The 22,775-nt window shown below is 64.8% G+C and carries 13 protein-coding genes; 8 read left to right on the plus strand and 5 right to left on the minus strand.

Annotated elements, in window-relative coordinates; genetic code table 11:
- Window positions 1-47 precede the first annotated feature (47 nt).
- Both ACX1D1_RS16070 and mobF read right to left on the minus strand, forming a co-directional pair.
- On the minus strand, window positions 48-428 hold the full coding sequence (locus ACX1D1_RS16070) for a TnpV protein (RefSeq protein ID WP_459056682.1): 381 nt from the start codon (window positions 426-428) through the stop codon (window positions 48-50).
- Window positions 429-531: 103 nt separating this feature from the next.
- Window positions 532-6,213 carry a MobF family relaxase gene (gene mobF / locus ACX1D1_RS16075; RefSeq protein ID WP_459056683.1) on the minus strand — a complete coding sequence of 1,894 codons (5,682 nt, stop codon included), beginning with the start codon at window positions 6,211-6,213 and terminating at the stop codon, window positions 532-534.
- Window positions 6,214-6,330: 117 nt separating this feature from the next.
- On the opposite strand from mobF, the gene ACX1D1_RS16080 reads away from it, so the two are divergent.
- On the plus strand, window positions 6,331-6,714 hold the full coding sequence (locus ACX1D1_RS16080; protein WP_459056684.1) for a hypothetical protein: 384 nt from the start codon (window positions 6,331-6,333) through the stop codon (window positions 6,712-6,714).
- A gap of 433 nt (window positions 6,715-7,147) precedes the next feature.
- Here ACX1D1_RS16080 and ACX1D1_RS16085 read toward each other — a convergent pair whose 3' ends face one another.
- Window positions 7,148-8,209 carry a hypothetical protein gene (locus ACX1D1_RS16085; RefSeq protein ID WP_459056685.1) on the minus strand — a complete coding sequence of 354 codons (1,062 nt, stop codon included), beginning with the start codon at window positions 8,207-8,209 and terminating at the stop codon, window positions 7,148-7,150.
- A gap of 123 nt (window positions 8,210-8,332) precedes the next feature.
- Here ACX1D1_RS16085 and ACX1D1_RS16090 point away from each other — a divergent pair, with 123 nt between their 5' ends.
- The 7 genes from ACX1D1_RS16090 to brxL all read left to right on the plus strand — a co-directional run bounded on the left by ACX1D1_RS16090 (window position 8,333) and on the right by brxL (window position 21,494).
- Entirely contained in the window at window positions 8,333-8,476 is a 144-nt protein-coding gene (locus tag ACX1D1_RS16090) for a hypothetical protein (protein WP_459056686.1), read from the plus strand.
- A 269-nt stretch (window positions 8,477-8,745) separates the two neighbouring features.
- The gene (locus ACX1D1_RS16095; RefSeq protein ID WP_459056687.1) at window positions 8,746-9,381 is read left to right on the plus strand and encodes a DUF1819 family protein; all 636 of its coding nucleotides are present in this window, start codon (window positions 8,746-8,748) and stop codon (window positions 9,379-9,381) included.
- Window positions 9,382-9,449: 68 nt separating this feature from the next.
- Window positions 9,450-9,977 (plus strand): DUF1788 domain-containing protein, encoded by a 528-nt coding sequence (locus tag ACX1D1_RS16100; RefSeq protein ID WP_459056688.1) that lies wholly within the window; start codon window positions 9,450-9,452, stop codon window positions 9,975-9,977.
- A gap of 4 nt (window positions 9,978-9,981) precedes the next feature.
- A complete protein-coding gene (brxC, locus tag ACX1D1_RS16105) occupies window positions 9,982-13,458 on the plus strand; it encodes a BREX system P-loop protein BrxC (protein WP_459056774.1) in 3,477 nt (1,158 codons plus the stop codon).
- Window positions 13,458-16,856: a BREX-1 system adenine-specific DNA-methyltransferase PglX gene (pglX, locus tag ACX1D1_RS16110; protein ID WP_459056689.1), complete on the plus strand. Its 3,399-nt coding sequence runs from the start codon at window positions 13,458-13,460 to the stop codon at window positions 16,854-16,856. The genes brxC and pglX overlap by 1 nt, the downstream gene beginning before the upstream one ends.
- Window positions 16,849-19,344: a BREX-1 system phosphatase PglZ type A gene (gene pglZ / locus ACX1D1_RS16115; protein WP_459056690.1), complete on the plus strand. Its 2,496-nt coding sequence runs from the start codon at window positions 16,849-16,851 to the stop codon at window positions 19,342-19,344. Before pglX ends, pglZ begins: the two co-directional genes overlap by 8 nt.
- Before the next feature lie 11 nt (window positions 19,345-19,355).
- Window positions 19,356-21,494: a BREX system Lon protease-like protein BrxL gene (gene brxL / locus ACX1D1_RS16120; RefSeq protein ID WP_459056691.1), complete on the plus strand. Its 2,139-nt coding sequence runs from the start codon at window positions 19,356-19,358 to the stop codon at window positions 21,492-21,494.
- Window positions 21,495-21,632: 138 nt separating this feature from the next.
- On the opposite strand, the gene ACX1D1_RS16125 is transcribed toward brxL, so the two are convergent.
- Complete coding sequence (locus ACX1D1_RS16125; protein WP_459056692.1) at window positions 21,633-22,100, minus strand: substrate-binding domain-containing protein; 468 nt, start codon at window positions 22,098-22,100, stop codon at window positions 21,633-21,635.
- A 55-nt stretch (window positions 22,101-22,155) separates the two neighbouring features.
- Window positions 22,156-22,731 carry a YbjQ family protein gene (locus ACX1D1_RS16130; RefSeq protein ID WP_459056693.1) on the minus strand — a complete coding sequence of 192 codons (576 nt, stop codon included), beginning with the start codon at window positions 22,729-22,731 and terminating at the stop codon, window positions 22,156-22,158.
- Window positions 22,732-22,775: the final 44 nt, after the last annotated feature.

Here is a 22,775-nt window from a genome sequence, read left to right on the forward strand (position 1 = left end):
CCCGGTGTCGGCTGCCGCGCCGGCTGCGGTCGCGGGTGGGGTGGGGGTTACTGGTCCTCGATCAGGCCCGTCTTGTCGTGGATCGCGTGGTGAGTGTCCATCAGCAGCTGCAGGATCGAAGAGGTCTGCGGGTCGAAGCCCGCGTTCTCGTCGTCGTCCTCCTCCAGGGTTTCCGGTTCCGGGGTCAGCATCTCGGCCCGGACGATCTCCTCGGCCTGCATCCGGATCGCGTTGAGTCGACCCACCTTCTCCCAATAGGTTTCGCCCTGCGGGTCGGGGCCCTGCATCTGCTCGGCCAGCCACACCACCCGCGTCTGGGCTTCCTGCCCCAACGTCGAGAAGAAGTGGTTGGGATCCTCCAGCGCCGCGTACCTGGCCGGGGCCAGCATCTGCCACGACTGCTCCGCGAGCCGGCCGTACTGATTCATCAACGGACTCCTCATCTGCGCTGAGCCACAACTCCTCAAGCGAGGGCTGGACAAAACGGGATCGACTTCTAGACGCCATGCCTTCGAAGAACCCCAACTCAGGTCACACACCGCGTGAACCATCATCGCGACCCACCCCTCTCCTCATCCGTAGCGCCATCATCTCTGCCTGCCCCGACACTTCCTGGTCGATCGGGGTGCTGTGCTGACGCAGCACGTTACGCAGCCCCACCGCCACCCTTCGCGGGTCACGGCCTGCCATCGCGGCAGCAAGGGCGGTGAGGTCGGTGCCGGCGGCCTGCAACCGTGCCAGATCCGCCTGCACACTCCCCCACCCCTCACCCAACAGGGCCGGGTTCACGGCCTGGGCCCAGGGACGCCAGTCGACCTGAACCGCCGCCCCCGGCCGGTGTTGTGCCAGGGTCGCGGCCGCCACTGCGGCCGGTACCTTCGCCAGGCGGCGGGCCAGCAGGGTGGTGTCGGCGCCGGCGTTGTGGAGTTTGTCGAGCCGGGCGGCGAGATGCGGCCACTCCCCCACCCCAGCCAGGCCCGTGTTTTCGGCCCAGCGTTGCCAGCGCTCGGCGGTGGGCTGGTCGAGGCGGCGGCGCATCGCCCTGGTCTGTTCGCGTGCGTGGTCGGCGGCCGCGACCGGGGTGGTGGTCCAGGCGTTGACCTGCGTCACCAGGTGCCGGGTCTCCTCCTTCGGCACCTGGGCCTGGTGTTGCTGCCAGGTGGCTGGGGGGCGGGCGGCGATGATCTCGGCGACCTGCCGGGCGGCGTCGGCGGGGGTGAGGAACGTGACCCGGTCACGGATCATCAGGTCTCCCTGAAGTGTGGTGGCCGTGGCCAGAGCGTCGTGGAGGGCGTCGGGGCCGTGCTGTTGGAGTAGCTGTGCTGGGTCTCCGCCGGCTGGGAGGAGCAGGCGGCGTGGGTCGCGGCGGTGCTGTGCGAGGAGCCAGAAGGTGTTCTCGGCTGCGACGTGGCCGGCGTTGTCGGCGTCGGTGGCGATCAGCGGGGTGGGTCCGTCGCGCAGCAGCAGCGTCTGTTCCGGGGTCAGTGCGGTTCCCAGCGGTGCGACGCCGATGAAGGCGCCTTGGCCGGCGAGGGTGACGGCGATCGCGTCCATCGGGCCCTCCACAATCACCGGCGTGGCGGTGCCATGGAGGTGGTGGTGTCCGTAGAGGACGTCGCGTTTCGCAAACAACGCGCTGGCGGGGCTGTTCACATATTTGGGGCCCTGGTCGTCGCCGACGTCGGGATGCCGACGCCCGACGAACCCGACGATGACGCCTTCATGGGTGATGGGGAGGATGGCGCGGTCGCGGAATCGGTCGACCACCGTGCCCTGCCTCGTGGTGGTGGCCACCCCCGCCGCGAGCAGCTCGGCGGTGTCGAATCCTTGCTTCCGCAGTGCACTGACCAGGGAGGTCCAGCCCGCGGGCGCGTGACCGACACGGAACCTGGGGTCGCCGGCGAGATCTTCCCCGAACCTCTCCGAGAAGTAGCCGTGGCTCCAGGAGCCGGGCAGTTGGGTCTCGAAGAACGCGGCCGCGGCCTCGGTGACTTGGGCGAGGCGTTGCGGGGTGTGGGGGGTCTCGGCCCAGCGGTCGGCGGCCGCGAACCCCTGCCGCAGCTCGACCTCGGTGAAGTCCGGATCGGTACGCTCCCGCAAACTCGCCGCCTTGACGAGCTCGGCGGTGCGGGTGGACCAGTCGATGTCCTCAATCCCCTCAGGCGGCAGCTCATCGGGATGAGGCGGCTCCACCTGCTCCTCCGGAGGGGTGTCTGTGGCGTGGTGTGCGCGCCACAGCATCGCCTGACATGAATCATCGAACCCCGACACATCCCCCACCGGCGTGATCAGCGCCTCGACGGTGAGTCCCTGGTTGGTGCCGTGGGTGATCGCCGCCGCGAGGTGCGGCCACCAGGGGCTGGCCTCCAACTCCGCGGCCGCCTCATATCCGAGCCGATCCACCAGATCCGATTCCCAGGCGGGGAGGGTGGGGCCGTCGGCGGCGGCGAGGTGGCGGGCCAGCCGCCACCACAACGCGGCCGCGGGTTGTTCCGCGGGCAGCGGTCCGTCGGCGACGGCTGCGGCGAGGTGCTCGGTGACGGGCACCCCGGCCTGATGCAGGGCTGCGAGGCGGTGCGCCAGGACGGTGGCGTAGGGGTCGCGGGGCAGGTCGTCGCGGACGTCGCGCAGCAGATCGGTCCACACCCCCACCGGATGCGCCGGCCGCAACCGATCCAGGAGACGCTGCTGCCAGCGGTGCGCCGCGGCGCCGAGCTGGGGAGGGCCGGTGGGGCGCCGGTCTGCGCGGTCGACCTGCCACGCCGCCCGCCACACCTCCACCTCCCCCACACTCGATGCCGTCAGCGTCTGCCCGGGCAGCGCCCACACCGGCCGCGACACCCCGGCCGCGGCATCGCGCATTTCGCCGGCGAAGTCCTCCACCAGGGTGTGGCGTGCGGCCAGGTACGGTCCCCACTGCGGGTGCGCGGTGAGGGTGGCGGGGATGGCGGGGAGCCACGGCAACGGCCCCGCACCCGCGGGGTCGGGGAGTCGCCAGGTCAGCACCGCCGCCGGATCCGCAGCCGTCCCAAGCTCGCGGGCATCGACCGCCGCCCGCAACACCTCCAGCGGCGACACGGCCCCGTCCGCGGCCAAGATCAGGAGGTGGGACCGCAGCGTGGGCCACGCCGGGCAGGACGTCAGCTGCTCCACCACCTGGTCGGCCTGCTCATCCAACTCTGTGGCGGCGTCGGCGTGCAGCTGTTCGATGGCCACGGTGACCGCGTCGGTGTAGCGGGCGGCCGCGAGCCCCAGGCGCGTGTACGGATCGGTGGCGTGGCGGGCTTCGGTGGTCACCGATCGGGAGGATCCGTCCCGGGCCAGAATCTGCTCCAGGATGTCGCCGGCGGTGACCGGCCGCAGCGTCGCGGGATGGATCGGGGCGTTCTCCTCTCCCCCGTCGACGACCTGCACATAAGCCTGGTTCGATTCGCGGCCGCGGCTCATCGCCACATACAGCTGCTGCCTCGCCTCTGCCCCGGTCAGCACCGTGTGGGTGGTGTCGACCGTGATCCCCTGAGCGCAGTGCACCGTCACCGCGTACCCCAACTCCACATGCTCGGCTACATAGCCCGGCGGCAGCAGAACCCGCAGCCCTGTGCTGCGGTGGACTGCTCGGAGTGCGCCGGCCGGGTCGACGCCGGTGACGGTCCACCGGTCGCCGTTCTTCACCCAATCCGTCGCACTCACACTGAGCCGCCGGTCGTTCATCCGGGTCACGATCACATCCCCCACCGACGCCACGTTCCCATCCGATAACCCCACCACCGCTGGCGTGTCGTCGGGGGTGCCGGTGAGGCGGTGGTCGCGGGCCCACCGGTTGAGTTGGGCGACGCTTTCTCGGGTGCCGGCAAGCATCACGCTGTCGAGCCCTGCCGCACGGTCGTGGAGCCATCCGGTCAGCGCGTCGCGCAGGACGGTTTCCTCGGAGCCGGCATGGATGCGTCCCTGGTCGAGGTAGAAGCCCAGGGCCTCGAGCCGGCCCTCCCGCAGCGCCAGGGAGGCTGCTGCTTCGGCGGGGTCAACGAAGCGCATCACCTCGGTCAGCTGCACCGCGCCGTGGGTCTCGGTGATGTCACGCAGCACGCCGCCGGCGCCGACCGCGGCGAGCTGCTGATCATCACCGATCAGCCGCACCGACGCCCCCCGCCGCATCGCGAACCCGACCACTACTGCCAGTGTGGGGGTATCGGCCATGCCGGCCTCGTCGATGATCAGCAACGTCTCAGGTCCGATCAACTCCTCCACTGCGCGCGGGTTGTGGTGGAGGTCGTGGGCGATTTTCGCCAGCGTCGCCGAGGCCCCGACCTGCTCCCCCAGCATCCCCGCCGCGACCGCGGAGGGTGCGAGACCCAGCACGGTGCCGCCGCTTTCCCGCCACGCGCCGGCCAACACCGCCAACGCTGTGGTCTTGCCTGACCCGGCCGCCGCCAACCCCACCTGCACCCGGCGACCGCTGGTCGCCATGCGCCGCACCAGCTGGATTTGCCCCGCGTTCAACGTCACTCCGCCGGCGGTGGAGGCCAGCAGCGCCACAGTGACGTCGACCTCCTCGACCCGCCGCCCATCGGTCATCCCAGCCGCGGCGGTGATGACCTGCTCGGCCTCCACGACGGCGGTGGAGGTGAACCGGCGGCCACCGACGGTGCTGTAGACACTCTCCCCATCACTGCGCCGCAACAGCTGCGGATCACTGACCGGATCACTCCAGCCGGCCACCGGCAGACACCTGGCGGTCGCGGCCGCCAGCAGCGCGGCGGTCAACTCCTCCGCCTGCCGCGGGTCCGTGGCGCGTTCCCGGGCACGGCGCGACGCCTCGGCCTGCAGGTGCCACACCGTCCACGACGCCCGCGACGCACCCATCCGGGCCACCATCTCCTCGGCCACAGAGTCGACCCACTCGGTCGTGACCACAGGCCCCGGGCTGCCGCCGGCGGCGGTCACGTCGGTGAGCATCCGGGCCACTCCATCGTCGCCGAGGACGGCAGCCGCTTGGGTTGCCCAGGTGGTGCGCTGCTCGGCCAGGGAGCGGGGTTCATGCTTGGCCTGCCTGGTTTCCAGGGTGGCCTGCTGCGCCAACGCGATCGCCTCGGCCGGTGTCGGCGGCCGGCCATGAGCGTGCTGGAAATCGACCGCCAACTCCGCCTGACGGGCCTCGATCGCCGCCCGCCGGCTCGACCACGCCTCCCGCAACCGGGCCGGGACACCCACGATCTCCCGCACCGCCCGCTTGCCCGGATCCCGCGCAGTCTCAGCGGCGAAACGGACCCCGAGCCGGTCCACCAGGTGGGCCTCCAGCTGCGTGTTGTACACCTCCGAGATGCTCACCATCCCCGCATGCAACGGTCGCCCGTCGACCGCCAACCACGCCCCATCCAAGGTCTGGACCTTGTTCGCGATCGCGACATGGGTGTGGAGATTCGGATCCCCAGCCCGCGAATCGCGATGCGTGAACGCGGCCGCGATCAGGCCGGTGACTTCGACCTGCCGCACCCCGCCATGCCCACGCCTCGAGAACAGGACCCGCTCTTCCAGATACCGCAGCGCGTCCGCGACCGCCGCGTTGTGGGCCTCCTCGATCTGCGCCGCTACCTGCTGCGGCGCCACCGCCCACAGGGCAGAGACGGATTTCACCGGGGTGAACGTCACGTCATAGCCGGCGCACGCAATCGTCGGGTTCCTCGTCAACGTCGCGACCTCCGACGACAACTCCACCTCGCTCGGCGCCCTCCCCATCCTCTGCTGGAAGCCGGCAGTGGCGAGTTCGTTGCGGATCTCGGCCCTTACATCCACCGGCACCGTCCCATCACTGCCCAGCCCGTTGGCCGCGGCCCACTGACTGCACCGGATCGCGACCTGCTGCTGGAACACCGTGGCCGCCGTCCGAACCTGGAACGGCGACCCCAGGCGGGCCGCCTTCCGGACCTGCGCCGGAGTCGCGCCGGCCGGGAGAGCAGCCAGCCGGGCCTCCATATCCGGATGGAAACCCGCCCCGAACAAGGCACGCATCTGCCCCTCCGACACCGCACCACCCGGCTCCATCTCCAACGCCTCCAGGCCCGCCCCGACCCACCGACCCGGCACCTCACCCTTCTCCGTGTAGTAGCTCGTCAGCGACGCGTGACCCTTCTCCGTCGAATCCTGCGCAGCAACCTGCCGGGTCAGGTAGTCATAACCCGACCCGGCAGTCAGCTTGTGCAAAGACGCCGTCACACCCCCTACCAACCCCGGCTCGACCCGGCCACAGCGTGAACCAACTTCCGCTGAATCTCATGGGACTGAAGCCCGGGAATCACGCGAGGGGCGGCCGCCGAGGAGCAGACTCGTCGCATGAATCCCGAGCTGGGCGCCGACTACCAGCTGCTCGCAGCCGTAGCGCAGGCCGTCCAGGTCCTGGCATGGGTCGCCATCCTCGTCGGAGCGTTCTTACGCGAGAGCGGCACCCGCGAGTACCTCAGCAAGGGCGCCGAAGGCCTGGGATGGGTCGCCCTGATCGGCTCCGGAATCGTGGGCTCGCAGATAGCCGCCCAGCAGGCGCTGAACTGCACTCTATTGGGGCAAGATTGCATCGAGTCAGACGCTCAAGCCGGGGCCTACCTCTGGGAACACCTCCTCAAAGGCATCGTCTACGACGCGGTCATCGGCGGCGTCGCTGAGCTCGTCGGATGGTCCGCTGCCCGGCTACGGAAGAGGCGACAAACCTCCGGACCATGACGCGCAGACCCGCGAACGCGAACGTACCCCCAGTCGATCATCTGCCCAGGCCAGCCACGCTTGATGTTGCATCAGATGCAACAACACGGGCTTTCTTCCGATGGTGCAAGAGGTGTGTCGAACTTCAGGAGGGGGGTACCTGGCGGCGGTCGGACAGAGAAGCGGACTTCCGTCTTTGACACAGGACGTGTCAGTGCGCCGCGAGACCATGACGAACGTGGGGATGCTGCAACCGGGAACCTCGGAGTACGAGGCGTTCCTGTCGCGCGATCAACGGATCGTGTGCGCGCGACATGAGGACTGTGTCGCGTTCGAAGGTGGGCTGCGGTGCCCATGATCGTGGGTCTGAAGTACTCGCCCTCGATCTCCTGAGGGAAGCGGAGTGCGGCACCATCTCGATCCAGAGCTCGTCTAGCTAGTGCTAGGGAAGAGGTTACCAGTCGGTTGTAGCCTCCAGCCCGACTCTCTCGGCGAGCAAGGAGAACACTCCTGACTCGTCGAGACGGTAGGGCACGTCTGGCGCACCGAATCGTTCTAGCAGGGCATCGAAGTTTTCGCCGGTGCGGAGTCGATCCAAGTCGACGAGCGCAGCTTGCATGCTCAACTCGGAGTAGAGGAGAAGCCACTGCAGCGGCGCTGCGCTGCCTTCGAGCTGTTCTGAGTTGAACATCCAGTGCAATCGGGAATAGGTGGCATTGATATTGATCAGGCCGCTGAGGGAAGTCGCCATGCCGCCATAACTGTGTTGGACGAAGGCAGCAACTGGCCCTGCGCACGTCACCAGACTCAGGCCGCGGCCGAACAGCCCGTGCCCCGCCCGGCTCATCGCAAAGAACGGGCCGGTCTCCAAGAGCCTCCTGGCCACCTGTTCCGCGTCGAACAGGTAGAGCGCGAAGGGCTCGATGTAGGTGCTGCCCCAGTGCCAAGGGGCGTAGGTGTAGACGCTTGCCGTCTTGAAGGAGTGTGCCCGATTGGGAGGCTTTTCGACAGAATCCTGGAGGGCTGGTACCGCCTGCCCAAGCGGGGGCATAGCGATACCAGCGCGGTTTAGCGTGTTCGCAAGATCCGCCGCGCCGCCCTCGCGGCTCTCCCACCCCGAGGCGATCAGCTGCGCAAGATATCCAGCTCGCCAAGCTGAGTTGTCTCGGTCCCACTCGCCACTATCAGGATCGAACTCCACAAGGAGGCGGATATCCGTCCCCTCGTAGGGGTCCCAGCCGACCAGCAATTCACCGATCGGCAGCCTGGGGTGGGCCTCGACGAACGCCAAGGCTTCGGCCTCTTCCGTGTCGACGGCGATGTAGAACGTTATGACGACGAGGCCCTTGTCGTTTGCTGCTTCGCGCCGTGCCGCTATCGTCCGCACATTGGCCGTCCCATGCAACCCTTCAAGATCGAAATCGACCTGACCAGACTTGGAGACATTCGATATCTGAGCCCCGATCCGTTGGATGACGGCCTTGATGCGCTCCGGCGCATCGAACCTCAACTCCATGGCTGCTCCGCTCCGCTACCGAACTACGGTGATGCAAACTAAGAATGCCGCGTTCGCAACCCAGGCGTTGGCCATTGCCAACTACCCAACACGGGCCCACCCAGGGCGACTGGCCAGGGCCCGATGGCCGAGCGCTGGTTGCCCAACGCCGGCCACATCAAGACGATGCCGGGATGCAAGACCGACGTCCGCGACGCGGAGTGGATCGCGCAACTGTTGGAGCACCTGCTGTGGGCGCTCTTGTTCGTGCCTCCAGTGATCCCGTAGTTGCGGCTGTACCCGGTTTCCGGATCCAGCTGGATGGGGATCGACCAGGGAGTCCATCACCCACAGCACGGGAACGCGGACGGGGGCTGGAGCCACCTTCTCGCTTGATGGCCGAGATCACAAGAAGTGTCGTGTGTGCCCGCTAGGGTCGTTGTGGAAGTTGCAGCCGATTGGGGCCACGAGTGGGAGCCGCCGCGAGACGGTTCCGTAGATGGCAGCACCATCGGCTGACGCGACCCTAAGGATTACCTGAACAGTGGAGGGGGCCGATGAACAACGCCGAACCGGGGGTTGCTTCTCCGCGGTATGCCTTGTCCTTCACCACGGGTGCCCTTCTCGCGCGTGAGGCCGCACTGCTTGCGCCGGTGTACGTCCAGCACCGTGACTGGGAAACGGTCCGGCGCATGGCGGTGGAAAGCAACGTGCTGCAGGTGAGGACCCACAGCACTGGGATCCGCCTCGTTCGGGAGACGGTCAAGCGTCTTTCGGCGTTGACCGACGACGAGGTGGCACTCGTGACCGAGGTCACCGCGTCCGAGCGGAACCACCTGATGTGGGCTGCTGCCTGCCGCCGGTACGAGCTCATCGGGGAGTTCGCCGAGGAAGTGCTGCGCGAGCGGTTCCTACTCCTGGCGCCGACTCTGGATCAGCAGGACTTCGATAGCTTCGTCCGGAGTAAGGCGTTGTGGCACGAGGAGTTGGTGGAGATCAAGGACTCGACGTTGCGGAAGTTGAGGTCGAATGTGTTCGGAATGTTGAAGGAGGCAGGGTTGCTGTCGGTGGCTGGGCGCATCATGCCCGCCCTGTTGTCGGAGCGACTCGCTCTTGCGCTGGGCTCTCACACTCCGAGCGATCTCCGATTCTTCCCGATCCGGCCGATGGCTGGAGAGGTGACGGCGCTGTGATTCCGAGAACACTCCCCGAGCAGGAGGAGCACCTGGTCGCTGTTCTCAGGGGCGATCGCTTCTTGCAGATGGAAGGCCTGGGCAATGAGGTTCCCTTCTTCATCTACCCCTACCCACCTGAGGCGGCGCTTGAGGTGGCGGGGGCGAAGAAGCGGGTCAAGAACCGGCTCGCCGCTGTTGGGGTGAAGGTTTTCGAGATCAACCTCTACGACTTGTCGGTCGAGCTGCTCAAGGGGCGAAAGGTCTGGGATCGGGTGTTGGCGGTCGAGCCCGACCAGGACAAGGCCGACTTCCGCGAGTTGCTCCAGGGGATGCTCGACCCGCAGCTTCACATCGCCCCGGCGATCCGAGACCGGCTGGCGCAGGAGGAGTTTGACATCTTCTTCCTCACCGGTATCGGTGAGGTGTTCCCTTACATCCGCTCCCACAACGTGCTGAACAACCTGCAGTCGGTGGTCAAGGGAAAGCCGATGCTGATGTTCTTCCCGGGCCGCTATGAGCAGTCCGACACCTTGGGCTCGTCGCTGGTGTTGTTCGGCCGGCTCAAGGACGACCAGTACTACCGAGCCAAGAACATTTTGGAACAGGAGGCATGAGCTGATGCAGCTCGACCAGATCTTCGCCAAGGACATCCAGCGCCCGATCGAGGGCGTCATCAAGGCTGATGACGCTGCGCATCTGGCCACCGAGGTCGACGAGTATGTGCTGACCAACGAGGCCGCCAAGGGGATGGAGATCCTGCTGGAGGAGTACACCTCCTACACCAACGGCAACGGCGTGTGGATCTCCGGCTTCTTCGGCTCTGGCAAGTCGCACATGCTCAAGATGCTCGCCCACCTCCTGGGCGACGTCGAAGGACAGGACTTCTCGCGCCAGAACGTCTCCGACAACTTCCGATCGAAGGCTCCTGACGCTTTCCTTCCGGGGCTGCTGAACAAGACAGACCGGATCCCCGCCAAGAGCCTGCTGTTCAACATCGACCAGAAGGCCACCCTGATCAGCAAGGACCAGAACGACGCCCTGCTCAAGGTGTTCGTCAAGGTCTTCGACGAGTCTCAGGGCTACTACGGCAACCAAGGCCACGTCGCTCGCTTCGAGCGCCAGCTCGACAACCGTGGCCAGTATCAGGCCTTCCAGGAGGCATTCGAGCGCATCTCGGGTATCCCGTGGGCCCAGGGGCGCGAACAGACAGCGCTCGAGGGGCCGAGCATCGATCGTGCCTTCACCGAAGTCGACGGCCAGCCCCACAGCGGGGTCATCCAGCAGTACAGCGCCTCTTACTCGGTCTCGATCGAGGATTTCGCCGACCAGGTCAAAGCCTGGCTGGACAAGCAGTCAGACCCGACCTTCCGCCTGAACTTCTTCGTCGACGAGGTGGGGCAGTTCATCGGCTCAGACACCAAGCTGATGCTCAACCTGCAGACCATCGCCGAGTCGCTCAACACCAAGTGCGGCGGTCGGGCATGGGTGTTCGTGACCAGCCAGGAGGACATGGAGAAAGTCCTCGGCGACCGCACCCGCCAGCAGGGCAACGACTTCTCCAAGATCCAGGCCCGGTTCAAGACCCGGCTCAAGCTGACCAGCGCTGATGTCGAGGAGGTCATTCGCAAGCGGCTGCTGGAGAAGAACGATGTCGGGGTTGGTGCGCTGTCGGTGATCTACGCCGAGCAGCACGCCAACTTCAAGACCCTGTTCAACTTCGTCGACGGGGCCAAGAGCTACCGCAACTACACCGACGAAGCCCACTTCGTCGGCACCTACCCGTTCGTCAGCTACCAGTTCCCGCTGTTCCAGGCTGCTATCCAGGGCATCTCTGATCACAATGCATTCGAGGGTCGCAACAGCTCGGTCGGTGAGCGTTCGATGCTCGGCGTCGTCCAGCAGGTCGCCAAGGACATTGGCAACGTCGAGGTCGGCCACGTCGCCACGTTCGACAGCATGTTCGCCGGCATCCGCTCCTCACTCAAGGCTGCGGCTCAGCAACAGATCCTGACTGCCGAGCGCAACCTCGATCACCCCTTGGCGGTTCGGCTGCTCAAGGCGTTGTTCCTTGTGAAGTATGTCGAGAGCTTTCAGGCGACGCCCCGTAACCTCACGGTGCTGGTGTACGACCGCTTCGGCCTCGACCTGCCAACGCTGTCGGAGCAGGTCAAGGAAGCACTGACCGTTCTGGAGACGCAGACCTACGTTCAGCGCAGCGGCAACACCTATGAGTACCTGACCAACGAAGAGCAGGTCATTGAGGAGGAGATCAAGAACGTCGAGATCGACGGCTCGGAGGTTAGCGGTCGGCTGTTCAAGATCCTGTCCGGCGACGTGATCAAGACCAGCAAGATGCGCTACGCCAAGAACGTGCAGGACTTCCCGTTCGGATTCAAGCTCGACGACCAGGCCCACGGCTCCCAAAAGGAGCTGGCGGTGCATTTCATCTCCCCGGAGTACCCGTACTCGCCTGAGGAGATCCGCATGCACAGCGCGGGCAAGGACGAGCTGCGCGTCATTCTCGAGCCCGATGCGAGGGTGCTGTCGGACCTGCGGCTGCTGATCAAGACCGAGAAGTACATCAAGCGCAAGCAGGGCGCGTCGATCTCGGCCATCGAGGGCCAGATCCTGCAGACCAAGGGTGCGCAGAACACCGGGCGGGAGAAGGAGCTGATTGAGCGGGTCAGGGCCTCGGTGGGTAAGTCGGTCCTGGTGATCAACGCCGCCGACATCACTTCCAGCTCGCAGGACGCGCTAGTTCGGGTGACCGAGGGATTCCAGGAGTTGATCAGCCGCACCTACACCCAGCTCAAGCTGCTCGACGGTCGAACCTACAGTGAGCAGCAGGTCGCCGGGGCAGCCAACCCCGACAGCGGCCTGTTCGACGCAGCTGAGGCCAGCAAGCTCTTCTCGCCGTCCGAGGAGGTGCTGTCCTTCGTCCTGCGCAAGGAATCCCTCGGCGAGCAGGTCACGGTCAAGACCATCGTCGACACCTTCACGGCCAAGCCCTACGGCTGGGACCTGGCCTCGATCGAAGTCCTGATCGCCTACCTGATCGGTACCTCCAAAGTCACTCTCACCGTTGACGGCTACCTCCTCAAGCGTTCCGAGGTCGCCACGGCGCTGCGCAACACCCAGAAGCACGCCCACGGCGTGGTGTCGCCGCAGAAGACCTTCGACGAGCGGAAGGTCGCAGCCTTCCGGAAGTTCTGCACTGACTTCTTCGACGAGCCCAACGCCCCCAAGGATCCGCTGGAGTTGGCCCGCCATGGAGCTGACAAACTGAAGGCCAAGCGCGACGAGCTCAAGGCCACCATCACCAGCTCCAGGTATCCGTTCGTCAACCAGCTCTCTGGCCCGATCGACCTGCTCGACCAAGTGGTCGGGAAGCCGAACGACTGGTATCTGACCAACTTCAACCTAAGCGATGACCTGCTCGACGCCAAGGAATCGACCATCGATCCGGTTCAGGCCTTCCTCAGCGGCGGCCAGAAGGCCATCTATGACGACGCCCTCGCACTGCTGGCCACCCACAGTGGCAACGTCGGCTACCTGCCCTCCGGCAGCGAGGCCACGGTACGGGCGGCCCTCGACGACACGAACGCCTTCCGCGGCAACAAGATGGCCCAGCTCAAGGAGGCCACCAACCATCTGCTCTCTCAAATCGACCAGGTCGTCACTACCAACCGGGCCAGCGTGATCAAGGCGATCCAGGGACGTAGAGACGAGATCGAGCACAGCGCCTTCTACTCCAGGGCAGCGCCTGACGCCCAGAAGAGCGTGCTGCAACAGGTCGACCAGACGATCTCGCATGTCCGCGCACAGAACCAGATCGCCCTCATCAGGGAGACCGGGTCGAGCTTCGAGGAGACCGTCTACCCGACCCTGCTCGACCAACTTGTCGCCTCCCATCAGGGTGCGGCAGGCGGTGGTGACACGCCACCGCCCCCCAAGCAGACCGTGTCGGTCAAGACCATCTCCGCTACCGGGGTCTCCGGGGTCCTGGAAACGGAGGCGGACGTTGACCACTACCTCGACGCCCTGCGCTCAGCGCTCGTGAAGACCCTCAACGACGGAAAGCGAATCTCTCTCTGATGGAAACCGCGCCGCTGAAGTCGTTCGCGACATGGGCACGCAAGGAGCTCATCCGCGAGGTGACAGCCCGCATTGCCGTTGTGCTGGCGCCTGCCTCGGCCGAGGGGGTTGAGCAGCCGAGGGCCGTGGAAGCCCTGGAAAAGGCTGTCGCGGGGGCCGGTGGGGGCGACACGGGGAAGGCTGCCGTCGCCGAGAAGGTCGCCTACACCTGGTTCAACCGGATCGTCGCCCTGCGCTTCATGGACGCCAACGGTTACAGCAGTGTCGGTGTCGTCTCTCCTCAGGCCGGCGTCGAGACCGGACAGCCCGAGATCCTGGCCGAAGCCAAGCGAGGCAACTTTGAGTCCGAGGTGGTCGGCAACAAGACCCGCGAGACCGTCACGGGCCTGCTCAACGGTAGTCGCCGCAGCGTGGACGCCCAAGGCGAGGCCTACGCCCTGATGCTCGCCGAGTACTGCCGCCACTGGAACCGCGCCATGCCGTTCATGTTCGAGCGAGAGGGCGACTTCACTGAACTGCTCATCCCTGGCAACCTGCTGGCCGACGATTCGGTCCCGAGCCGGGCGGACAGGGTGCTCACCAGGGACGTCTGCAGCGACGTCGAGGTCATCGGCTGGCTCTACCAGTTCTACATCTCGGAACGGAAGGACGAGGTCTTCGCCGGTTTCAACAAGAACAAGAAGGCCGGCGCCGACGAGATCCCCGCAGCCACCCAGCTGTTCACACCGCACTGGATCGTCCGCTACCTCGTCGAAAACTCTCTTGGCCGGCTGTGGATGCTCAACCGCCCTGCTTCGCACCTGGTCGATCAGATGGACTACTACATCGCCCCGGTTGACGAGGAGACCGACTTCCTCAAGGTCTCCCGGCCCGAGGAGCTCAAGGTCGTCGACCCGGCGTGCGGCTCAGGGCACATGCTGACCTATGCCTTCGACCTTCTGTACGCCATCTATGAGGAAGAGGGCTACGCGCCCGCCGACATCCCCAGCCTCATCCTGAGCAACAACCTCTACGGCATCGAGATCGACCCACGCGCTGGTGCACTGGCTGCCTTCGCTCTGACAATGAAGGCCCGCGCCAAGCAGCGCACGTTCTTCATCAGGCAGGTCGAACCCAACGTCTGTGTCCTCGACCCCATCCGCTTCACGCTGGAAGAAATCGACTTCCTACTGACGCGCAGTGGTGACATGCACGCCGAGGCAGCCTTCTGGAACCAGTTCGAGCACGCAGACACGTTCGGATCGCTGATCCAGCCCGACCTCGGGCTGGTCCATGGCCTAAAGCGGCACCTCTTTGAGCTCGATGATGGTGGCGACATGATCTGGGCCGACGTGCGTCAAAGGGCGGATCGGGTGGTGCTGCAGGCCGAGTACCTAACGCAACGCTACGCGATCGCGATCGCGAACCCGCCCTACATGGGTGGAGGCAACATGGGCCCCTCGCTGGCGCAGTTTGGCAAGGCGAACTACGCGGCGTCGTGGTCGGACCTTTTCGCAATGTTCATTGAGAGGAGCCTGGCTCTCGTCGAGCGGGATGGGCGCGTGGCAATGATCACCATGCAGTCGTGGATGTACCTGACGTCATTTGAGAAGTTGCGCTCGCGGCTTCTTTCCGCGTCCTCGATCGACTCGTTGGTGCACCTAGGTGCCGGGGCCTTCTCAACCATCGGCGGTTCTGTGGTGTCGACCTGCGCATTCATACTGCATGCCGGACGCGTCACTGAGCACGCCGGTCTGTACGTCGACCTCACCAACTCGCCGGGCGAAGCAGGCAAGGAGTCAGGCCTCCGGTCCTCGTTGTCGGTGGGGGCAGGTCGCACGTTCCTCGTCTCCTCTCCTCGCTTCCAGCTCGTTCCAGGGGCACCCATTGCATATGACCTTGAGGAGCGTCAGGTCTTCACTCGCCAGAATCTCGGTGAGCGTTTCCGTTCCGCTGGCCGTCTGAAGACCCACGACAACGCGCGCTATGTTCGCAGCTGGTGGGAGGTCGACGCCAAAGACACCAAGTGGCGGTTCCTTCACAACGGAGGCAGTCGGTCGGCGTTCTATGGCAATGACGAAGAGGTCGCTGATTGGTCGGCGAGCGCCCAACGGAATTACTCAGGGCATGGTGGGATGCCTAAACAGGAGGCGATGAGCCGACAAGGGATCACATGGACGCTCATTGGTTCCGCAGCAGGTTCGTTCCGTCACCGGGGTGCGGACGACTTGTTCAGTTCCGGGAGCCCAACCATTGTTTGCGACAACAACGAGGAGTCCTGGTCCTACTTGGCGGCACTAAACTCCACGGCTGCGGCAAGGCTCCTACAGGCAATCAACCCAACGATGAATACTGTGGTTGGCAACATTCTCTCGTTGCCCACCCTTCGATCCAATTCCCTGGAGCAGCTCGCTCCGCTGGCCACAGCCTGCTACCAACTTTCTGTCGAGCGCTATCGTGGCCGTGAGACCAGCCCTCGCTTTGTCGCTTGCACTGCGCTCCTCCACGACCCAGGCGAAGCAACCTTGAGCACTGTGGCGATGCGGGAACGCGAACGGGCCACAGGGCGAGGTGACGCAATGACAACGTTCTTGAGAGAGATAGATGCGATCGTCGGGGCGGACTGGGGTGTGGTCTGTCCCGCGAGGAAGGCTTTCGCAACTCCGAAGATTGTCGAGTGGAACGAGGAACTAGCCCGCGACCTTGTTTCCTACGCCCTCGGGTGCATGTTCGGTCGCTATAGCTTGGACGAGCCGGGGCTCTTGCTGGCCGAACACGGCGCCACCGTGCAGGACTACCTGGCCAAGGTACCGAGCCCGACGTTCGCTCCGGATAAGGACAACGTCATTCCAATTGTGGACGGCGACTGGTTTGAGGACGACGTAGTCGCGCGCTTCCGCACCTTCCTCCGGCTGGCCTTCGGTGAGCAGCATTTCGAGGAGAACCTTCGCTTCGTCACCGAGTCGCTGGGTGTGAAGGACATCCGTGACTACTTCGTGCGGTCGTTCTACAAGGACCACGTCCAGCGTTACAGGAAGCGACCGATCTACTGGCTGTTCTCCAGCCCTAAGGGGTCGTTTAACGCCCTGATCTACATGCACCGCTACACGCCGTCCACCGTTTCGACGGTGCTCAACGAGTACCTGCGGGAGTTCACGGCCAAGCTCTCGTCGAGCCTGCAGCAGCAGGAGCGCCTGGCGGCTGGTGGTGGAACGCCGCGTCAGCAGGCGACCGCGCAGAAGGAGGCCGACCGGCTGCGCAAGGTCCTGCTGGAGCTCGAGGAGTACGAGCACGACGTGCTGTACCCACTGGCCTCCCGTCAGCTCGCGATCGACTTGGATGACGGCGTGAAGGCGAACTATCCGAAGTTCGGTGCCGCCCTGAAGAGGATCCCCGGACTTGAGGCCAGCGATGAGTGACGCCGCCGCGGTCCGGCCACACCTGCTGCGTTGGTTCGACAGCCGTCGGGTGGTCTTCTGGCATGACCCGGAGGGGCAGTACACGGCCGATATCGACAGCCTCGACCTGCCGGGGATCCAGACGATCCGTGTCGCTAACGATGAATTCGCCGTCAAGAACCGGTTGTTGCACCAAGAGCCGGAGGGCAAGTTCCTCGTCTATCGCTCGGGTCAGGTGCCGAGCGGTATCGGGGATTGGTTGCTCGATCTGGAGTTGGCCTACGGGGTCTTCACGGCGGACCGCACCGCACTTGTCGCGCAGGAGCTCGGGCTGGTGGGCAAGGGCATCGACGAGGTGGTGCAGGCGCACGAGAAGTTCTTCAACGCCGCAAGGCGTGTCCAGAGCCTGAAGGCACTGCTCAGTCCGGAGGACGATGCGGCTCGGCTGCGGGCCAAGATCAGCGCCGTCGTGCTCGGCCAGCGTGAACACAGTCTGCTGGAGATTACGCGCACCTTCCTGGCCGAGAACGCGAAGGGATCGCAGGCCAAGTACGAAACCCTCGCCGACTACGGTCTCGACAGCTTCTACTGGCAGGGCGTGGCACGCATCTACGGCTACGAATCATCCGAGGCGAGCATCGACGATCTGGTGCTGTGGGTCTTCCAGCGAGCTCTTGAGGGCTTCAAGTCGGACCGCTTGGGCGGGCTGCAGAACATCCAGCTCGATTTCGGCAGCCTGCGAAACGACCGGCGTAGCCAAGAGGCCATGTCCACGCTCGCCAAGCGGGCCGCCAGGGACTTGGACTACAAGTCGAAGATCGAGGACGTCAGCTTCCGTGACCTGATCAGTGTCGACCTGTTCGAGGAGACCGACCAGAAGATCATCAGCGATCTGGCACGGGAGGTGGCCGAGCAGACCGTCACGCCGCGTGAAGTGGCCGAGGTGGTCCGGGCCCGGCAGAGCAGCGTCTGGATCGACAACTATCGGCGGCTCTACACGGCTGTTTCAAGCGCTTCGGAGCTGTTGGGCGAGCTGGCCTCGCTGAACCTGGCTATGCAGTCGTTCGACGACGGTCTGGAGCGCTACCGGCGCGAGTGGTTCCGCATCGATCAGCTGTACCGTCAGTTCGTCGTCGCTGCCCGCGCTGCGGAGTACCCCAAGCCCCTGGAGACGCTGCGTGAGCAGGTTGAGAAGCGCTACACCCACAAGTACGTCTACGAGCTGGGTATCGCTTGGCAGCAGCAGGTTGACCAGGTCGAGACGTGGCGCTCGACCGCGCTGCGTTCCCAGACCGACTTCTATGCCCGATGGGTCGAGCCGCTGGTGCGCGACGGTGACAAGAAGGCTGTCGTCATCATCTCCGACGCCATGCGCTACGAGGTGGCTGACGAGCTTGGCTCGCTGATCAGGCAGGAGGATCGCTTCGACGCGACCCTGGAGGCGGTCCTTGGGGTGCTGCCCAGCTACACCCAGCTCGGTATGGCCGCCCTGTTGCCGCACTCGACGCTCAAGCACTCGGCCGACGCCAAGGCGGTGTTGGTCGACGACCGGCCGACCTACAACACCACTCTCCGGAGCAAGATCCTCGAGGCTGTGGGTGGGTCGGCGATCCAGGCCGAGGACTTCAAGGCCCTCACCGCCGACGAGCGGCGCGAGCTCTACAGGGCCAACCGGGTCCTGTACGTCTACCACAACAGGATCGACGCCACCGGGGACAAGCTTGGCACCGAACGTCAGGTGTTCGAAGCTGTCGAAGACTCGCTTAGCGACATCGTCGACCTGGTGAAGAAGCTGGCCAGTGCCAACGCCACCAACATCTTCATCACGGCCGACCACGGCTTCCTGTTCCAGGACGAAGCGCTGGCCGACCCCTTCTTCCTGTCGACCAAGCCACAGGGCGACGACCTCAAGTACGTCAACAAGCGCTTCGTGCTGGGCACAGGCCTCAAGGTCGATCCCGCCTTCACCACCTTCAAGGCTGCCCAGCTCGGGCTGGACAGCCAGCTGGAAGTTCAGATTCCCAAGTCGATCCACCGCCTGCGGCTGGCCGGAAGTGGCTCCCGGTTCGTTCACGGTGGGGCGACCTTGCAGGAGATTGTCGTCCCCGTGCTGGCGGTCAACAAGAAGCGCAGGAGCGACGTTCGGCCGGTGAATGTGAAGATCCTCCCGGAGTCGGACAAAATCACCACCGGGCAGGTCGTCGTCCGCTTGTTCCAGTCAGAACCGGTCAGCGACAAGGTCCAGCCACGCTCCCTCCGAGCGGGGCTCTACGCCGGCGAAACGCTGCTCTCCAACCTCGTCAACCTGACCTTCGACGAGATCTCGACCGACACGCGTGACCGGTACCAGAGCCCGCGGATGCTGCTCAGCCAAGACGCCAACGACTATAACAACCGGGCTGTCGAGTTCCGCCTCGAGGAACGCATCCCCAACACCAACCAGTGGCACGTCTACGAGAAGACCATCTACACACTGAAGCGTTCCTTCACGTCAGACTTCGACTTCTGAGGAGAGGCGAGATGACCGAAACCCAGAACGAGCCCCACGACGCCGGCCAGCCGCCACAGAGCGACCTCGACTACAAGATCAACCTCCTCTTCGGCGGCGTCGTCGTCCGCAAGGATCTGGTCAAGGCCGTCAAGGGCAACGCCATCGTGCCGTCCTACGTCCTGGAGTACCTCCTGGGCCAGTACGCCGCCTCGGACGACGAAGCCACCATCCAGGCCGGCATCGACACCGTCCGCCAGATCCTCGCCGACCACTACGTCCACCGCAGCGAATCCGAACTGGTCAAATCCAAGATCAAGGAACGCGGCCGCCACCGGATCATCGACAAGGTCACGGTCACCCTCAACGAGAAGGCGGACGTCTACGAGGCCGAGTTCGCCAACCTCGGCATCAAGGGCGTCATCGTCGACTCGCCAATCATCAAGGCCCACCCCAAGCTGCTCGTGGGCGGAGTGTGGTGCATCTGCGACATCGAGTACTTCCACACCGACGACCAACGGGCTGTTCCCTGGATACTGGGCTCCATCAAACCCATCCAACTCTCGCGATTCGACGTGGACCAGTACCTGGAGTCCCGGCGCGGATTCACCACCGACGAGTGGATCGACCTGCTCATGCAGTCGATCGGCTTCAACCCCGAGATGTTCAGCAGACGCGGAAAGTTCTTCCAGCTCGTGCGCCTCATCCCGTTCGTCGAACGGAACTACAACCTAGTCGAGCTCGGCCCCAAGGGCACCGGCAAGTCCCACATCTTCTCCGAGTTCTCACCCCACGGGATGCTCATCTCAGGCGGAGAGGTCACCGTCCCCAAACTCTTCGTCAACAACGCCAACGGACGCATCGGCCTCGTCGGCTACTGGGATGTGGTCGCGTTCGACGAGTTCGCCGGCAAGAAGAAGCGCACCGACCGGGCGCTCGTCGACATCATGAAGAACTACATGGCGAACAAATCCTTCTCCCGGGGTATCGAGACCCTGGGCGCGGAGGCGTCCATGGTGTTCGTCGGCAACACCTCACACACCGTGCCCTACATGCTCAAGAACTCCGACCTCTTCGACGAGCTGCCCGAGGCCTACCACGACCCCGCCTACCTGGACCGTCTCCACCACTACATCCCCGGCTGGGAAGTCGACATCATCCGCGGCGAGATGTTCTCCAACGGCTACGGATTCGTCGTCGACTACATCGCCGAAGTACTCAAATCCATGCGCTCCCAGGACTACTCCGACCGCTACCAGCAGCACTTCACGCTGTCATCCGACATCTCCACCCGAGACCGCGACGGCATCCACAAGACCTTCTCCGGCCTGATGAAGATCCTCTACCCAGACGGCCACGCCAGCAACGAGGAGATCGAGGAAATCCTGCGATTCGCCATCGAAGGCCGAAAGCGCGTCAAGGACCAGATCCTCCGCATCGACTCCACGATGCCCGAGGTCAAGTTCGGCTACCTCGACACCGAGGGCTCCTGGCACAGCGTCGCCACTCTCGAGGAAGACGAGTATCCGACCCACTACCACCGCGGGCGCAAGCAGGACACTGAGCCTCCCGAGACACCCTCCGATATCGACCCGCTCGGCGGTGCCCCAACCCCGACCGGCGTGCCTTCGGCCGACCACAGTGCCGCGCCCGAGCCGGCCCCCGAGCTCTTCCAAGGGCACCGGGAGTATCACGAAGGCCAGCGGGGCGTTTCGTACGGCGGACTGCTCGTCCCGCATCTCCGTGGTGCCTCGCAGATCACGATCGTCGACCCCTACGTGAGACTGTTCCACCAAGCCAGGAACCTGATGGAGCTCGTCGAGGGCATCGCACGCGGAAAGGACCCAGCCGATGAGGTCACACTCAAGCTCGTGACGGTCGAGTTCCAAGACGACCCAGTCAAGCGCCAGAAACAGTATGAGTACCTGCTTCAGATCCAGAAGAGCGCCGGCGTGCTGGGGATCGTCCTCGACGTCCAGTTTGCCGAGCCCCAGGCCATCCACGACCGGTCGATCACGACCGACACAGGTTGGAAGATCCTACTCGGCCGCGGCCTCGACATCTTCCAGCGGATGTCCGACAGCCCATTCGACCTCGCCACCAAGCACCAGAAATACCGCGAGGTCAAAGCCTTCGGCATCACCTACATCCGGGACCTCAGTGGAGACTGAGGAAGGCATATAGGTCAGGCGTTCTTCAGAGATCCCCTCTTCTAAGATCGTTGTGTCGCTGTAGCCTCATCGTCGGCTGTGGGAATTGACGGTGCCGCATACGCGCGGAGTGATCGAGGGTGCGCTTCCTGGGCTCGGTCAGCGTCTGATGCGCGCTACTGACCCTCCGAGGAGTAGTTCGGCGTCAAGCTGGAGGGTCTCGACGGCAGCGTGCGGCGTCCTGAGGCGGGCGAGGATTTGGCGAGCCGCTGCTCGCGCGAGTTTCGAAGTTGGCTGTTCGATGGTCGTGATGCGGGGGATGAAGAGACCTGCAAGATCGCCGACGTCGAAGCCGATCAGGGAGATATCGCGGCCTAGCCCCAGTCCTGCCTCTGAGATGGCCTTGAGTGCTCCCAAAGTGAGCTCGTAGTTGACGGTGAACAGTGCGGTGGGACGGGTGGGGCCGTAAAGCACCTTGATGGTCGCCCGCGACGCTTCGTCGAATGTCGGTTCGCAGTCAGGTACCTGTTCTGGGGTCAGCGTGACTCCGGCCTCCTCGAGGGGGGTGGACCGGGGGCTCCTTCCCTCGGCCACCCTGTGGCGCTTCACTGCTCCGTTCGGCTTCATCAAGACAGGAGCTCGCCTAGCAGGGGTGTGGATGTGGCGGAGCGTTAGCCGTCAATCACAGTTCAGTGACATCGTCGAGCTGGAGTTCAACGCCGTCGATGCCTAACTCCCTGGCCTTCCTGTTGAGGAACTCCACCATCGACCGAGGCCCATACATGCGTCGCCACCCACGCGCCTCGGACATGATCTCGGCGTCGTGGAGAAGAGCCTCCAGCGAGTAGACCCGCTCCCGTCGCTCAGCAGCTGCGGCCTCTTCGGCGATCTCCCGGGCCTGACGTTGCTCTTCCTCGGACTCCAACTCCTGCGGGGTCCTGATCAGTACGGGGGTACCGGTGACCATCAGCGTCATCATCTGCACGCCCTTCCCCGACAACTCTCCAGGGGTGAAGGAGATACCAAGCACGCAGTTGGCGCCGAGGGTCGTGGCCTGCTCACTCAATTCTTCCCTGGCCAGCCCGTACATCCGGTCCATGTATTCCTGGTAGGTCCTGGAACGTCCGCCGAAAGTGTCGGAGAAGCTGGCGACCAGGTCGCTGATGATGTTGGTGCCGAGGACGACGTTGGCCGCGATGGGGTGGAAGTAATGAAGGATCCGGTAGCCCTCAACGCTGTGGGTCGTGGTCAAGATCACACGAAGAGGCTAGCGCCAATGGACACGTGGCAGGGTATCCAGGC

Source organism: Tessaracoccus luoxuelianae (assembly GCF_054483915.1).

Coding starts and splice junctions, on each gene's coding strand:
- ACX1D1_RS16095 (WP_459056687.1), top strand. CDS start 8,746: ATGAACAACGCCGAACCGGGGGTTGCTTCTCCGCGGTATGCCTTGTCC.
- ACX1D1_RS16070 (WP_459056682.1), bottom strand. CDS start 428: ATGAATCAGTACGGCCGGCTCGCGGAGCAGTCGTGGCAGATGCTGGCC.
- ACX1D1_RS16100 (WP_459056688.1), top strand. CDS start 9,450: ATGGAAGGCCTGGGCAATGAGGTTCCCTTCTTCATCTACCCCTACCCA.
- pglX (WP_459056689.1), top strand. CDS start 13,458: ATGGAAACCGCGCCGCTGAAGTCGTTCGCGACATGGGCACGCAAGGAG.
- pglZ (WP_459056690.1), top strand. CDS start 16,849: ATGAGTGACGCCGCCGCGGTCCGGCCACACCTGCTGCGTTGGTTCGAC.
- brxL (WP_459056691.1), top strand. CDS start 19,356: ATGACCGAAACCCAGAACGAGCCCCACGACGCCGGCCAGCCGCCACAG.
- ACX1D1_RS16080 (WP_459056684.1), top strand. CDS start 6,331: ATGAATCCCGAGCTGGGCGCCGACTACCAGCTGCTCGCAGCCGTAGCG.
- ACX1D1_RS16085 (WP_459056685.1), bottom strand. CDS start 8,209: ATGGAGTTGAGGTTCGATGCGCCGGAGCGCATCAAGGCCGTCATCCAA.
- ACX1D1_RS16125 (WP_459056692.1), bottom strand. CDS start 22,100: ATGAAGCCGAACGGAGCAGTGAAGCGCCACAGGGTGGCCGAGGGAAGG.
- ACX1D1_RS16090 (WP_459056686.1), top strand. CDS start 8,333: ATGGCCGAGCGCTGGTTGCCCAACGCCGGCCACATCAAGACGATGCCG.
- brxC (WP_459056774.1), top strand. CDS start 9,982: ATGCAGCTCGACCAGATCTTCGCCAAGGACATCCAGCGCCCGATCGAG.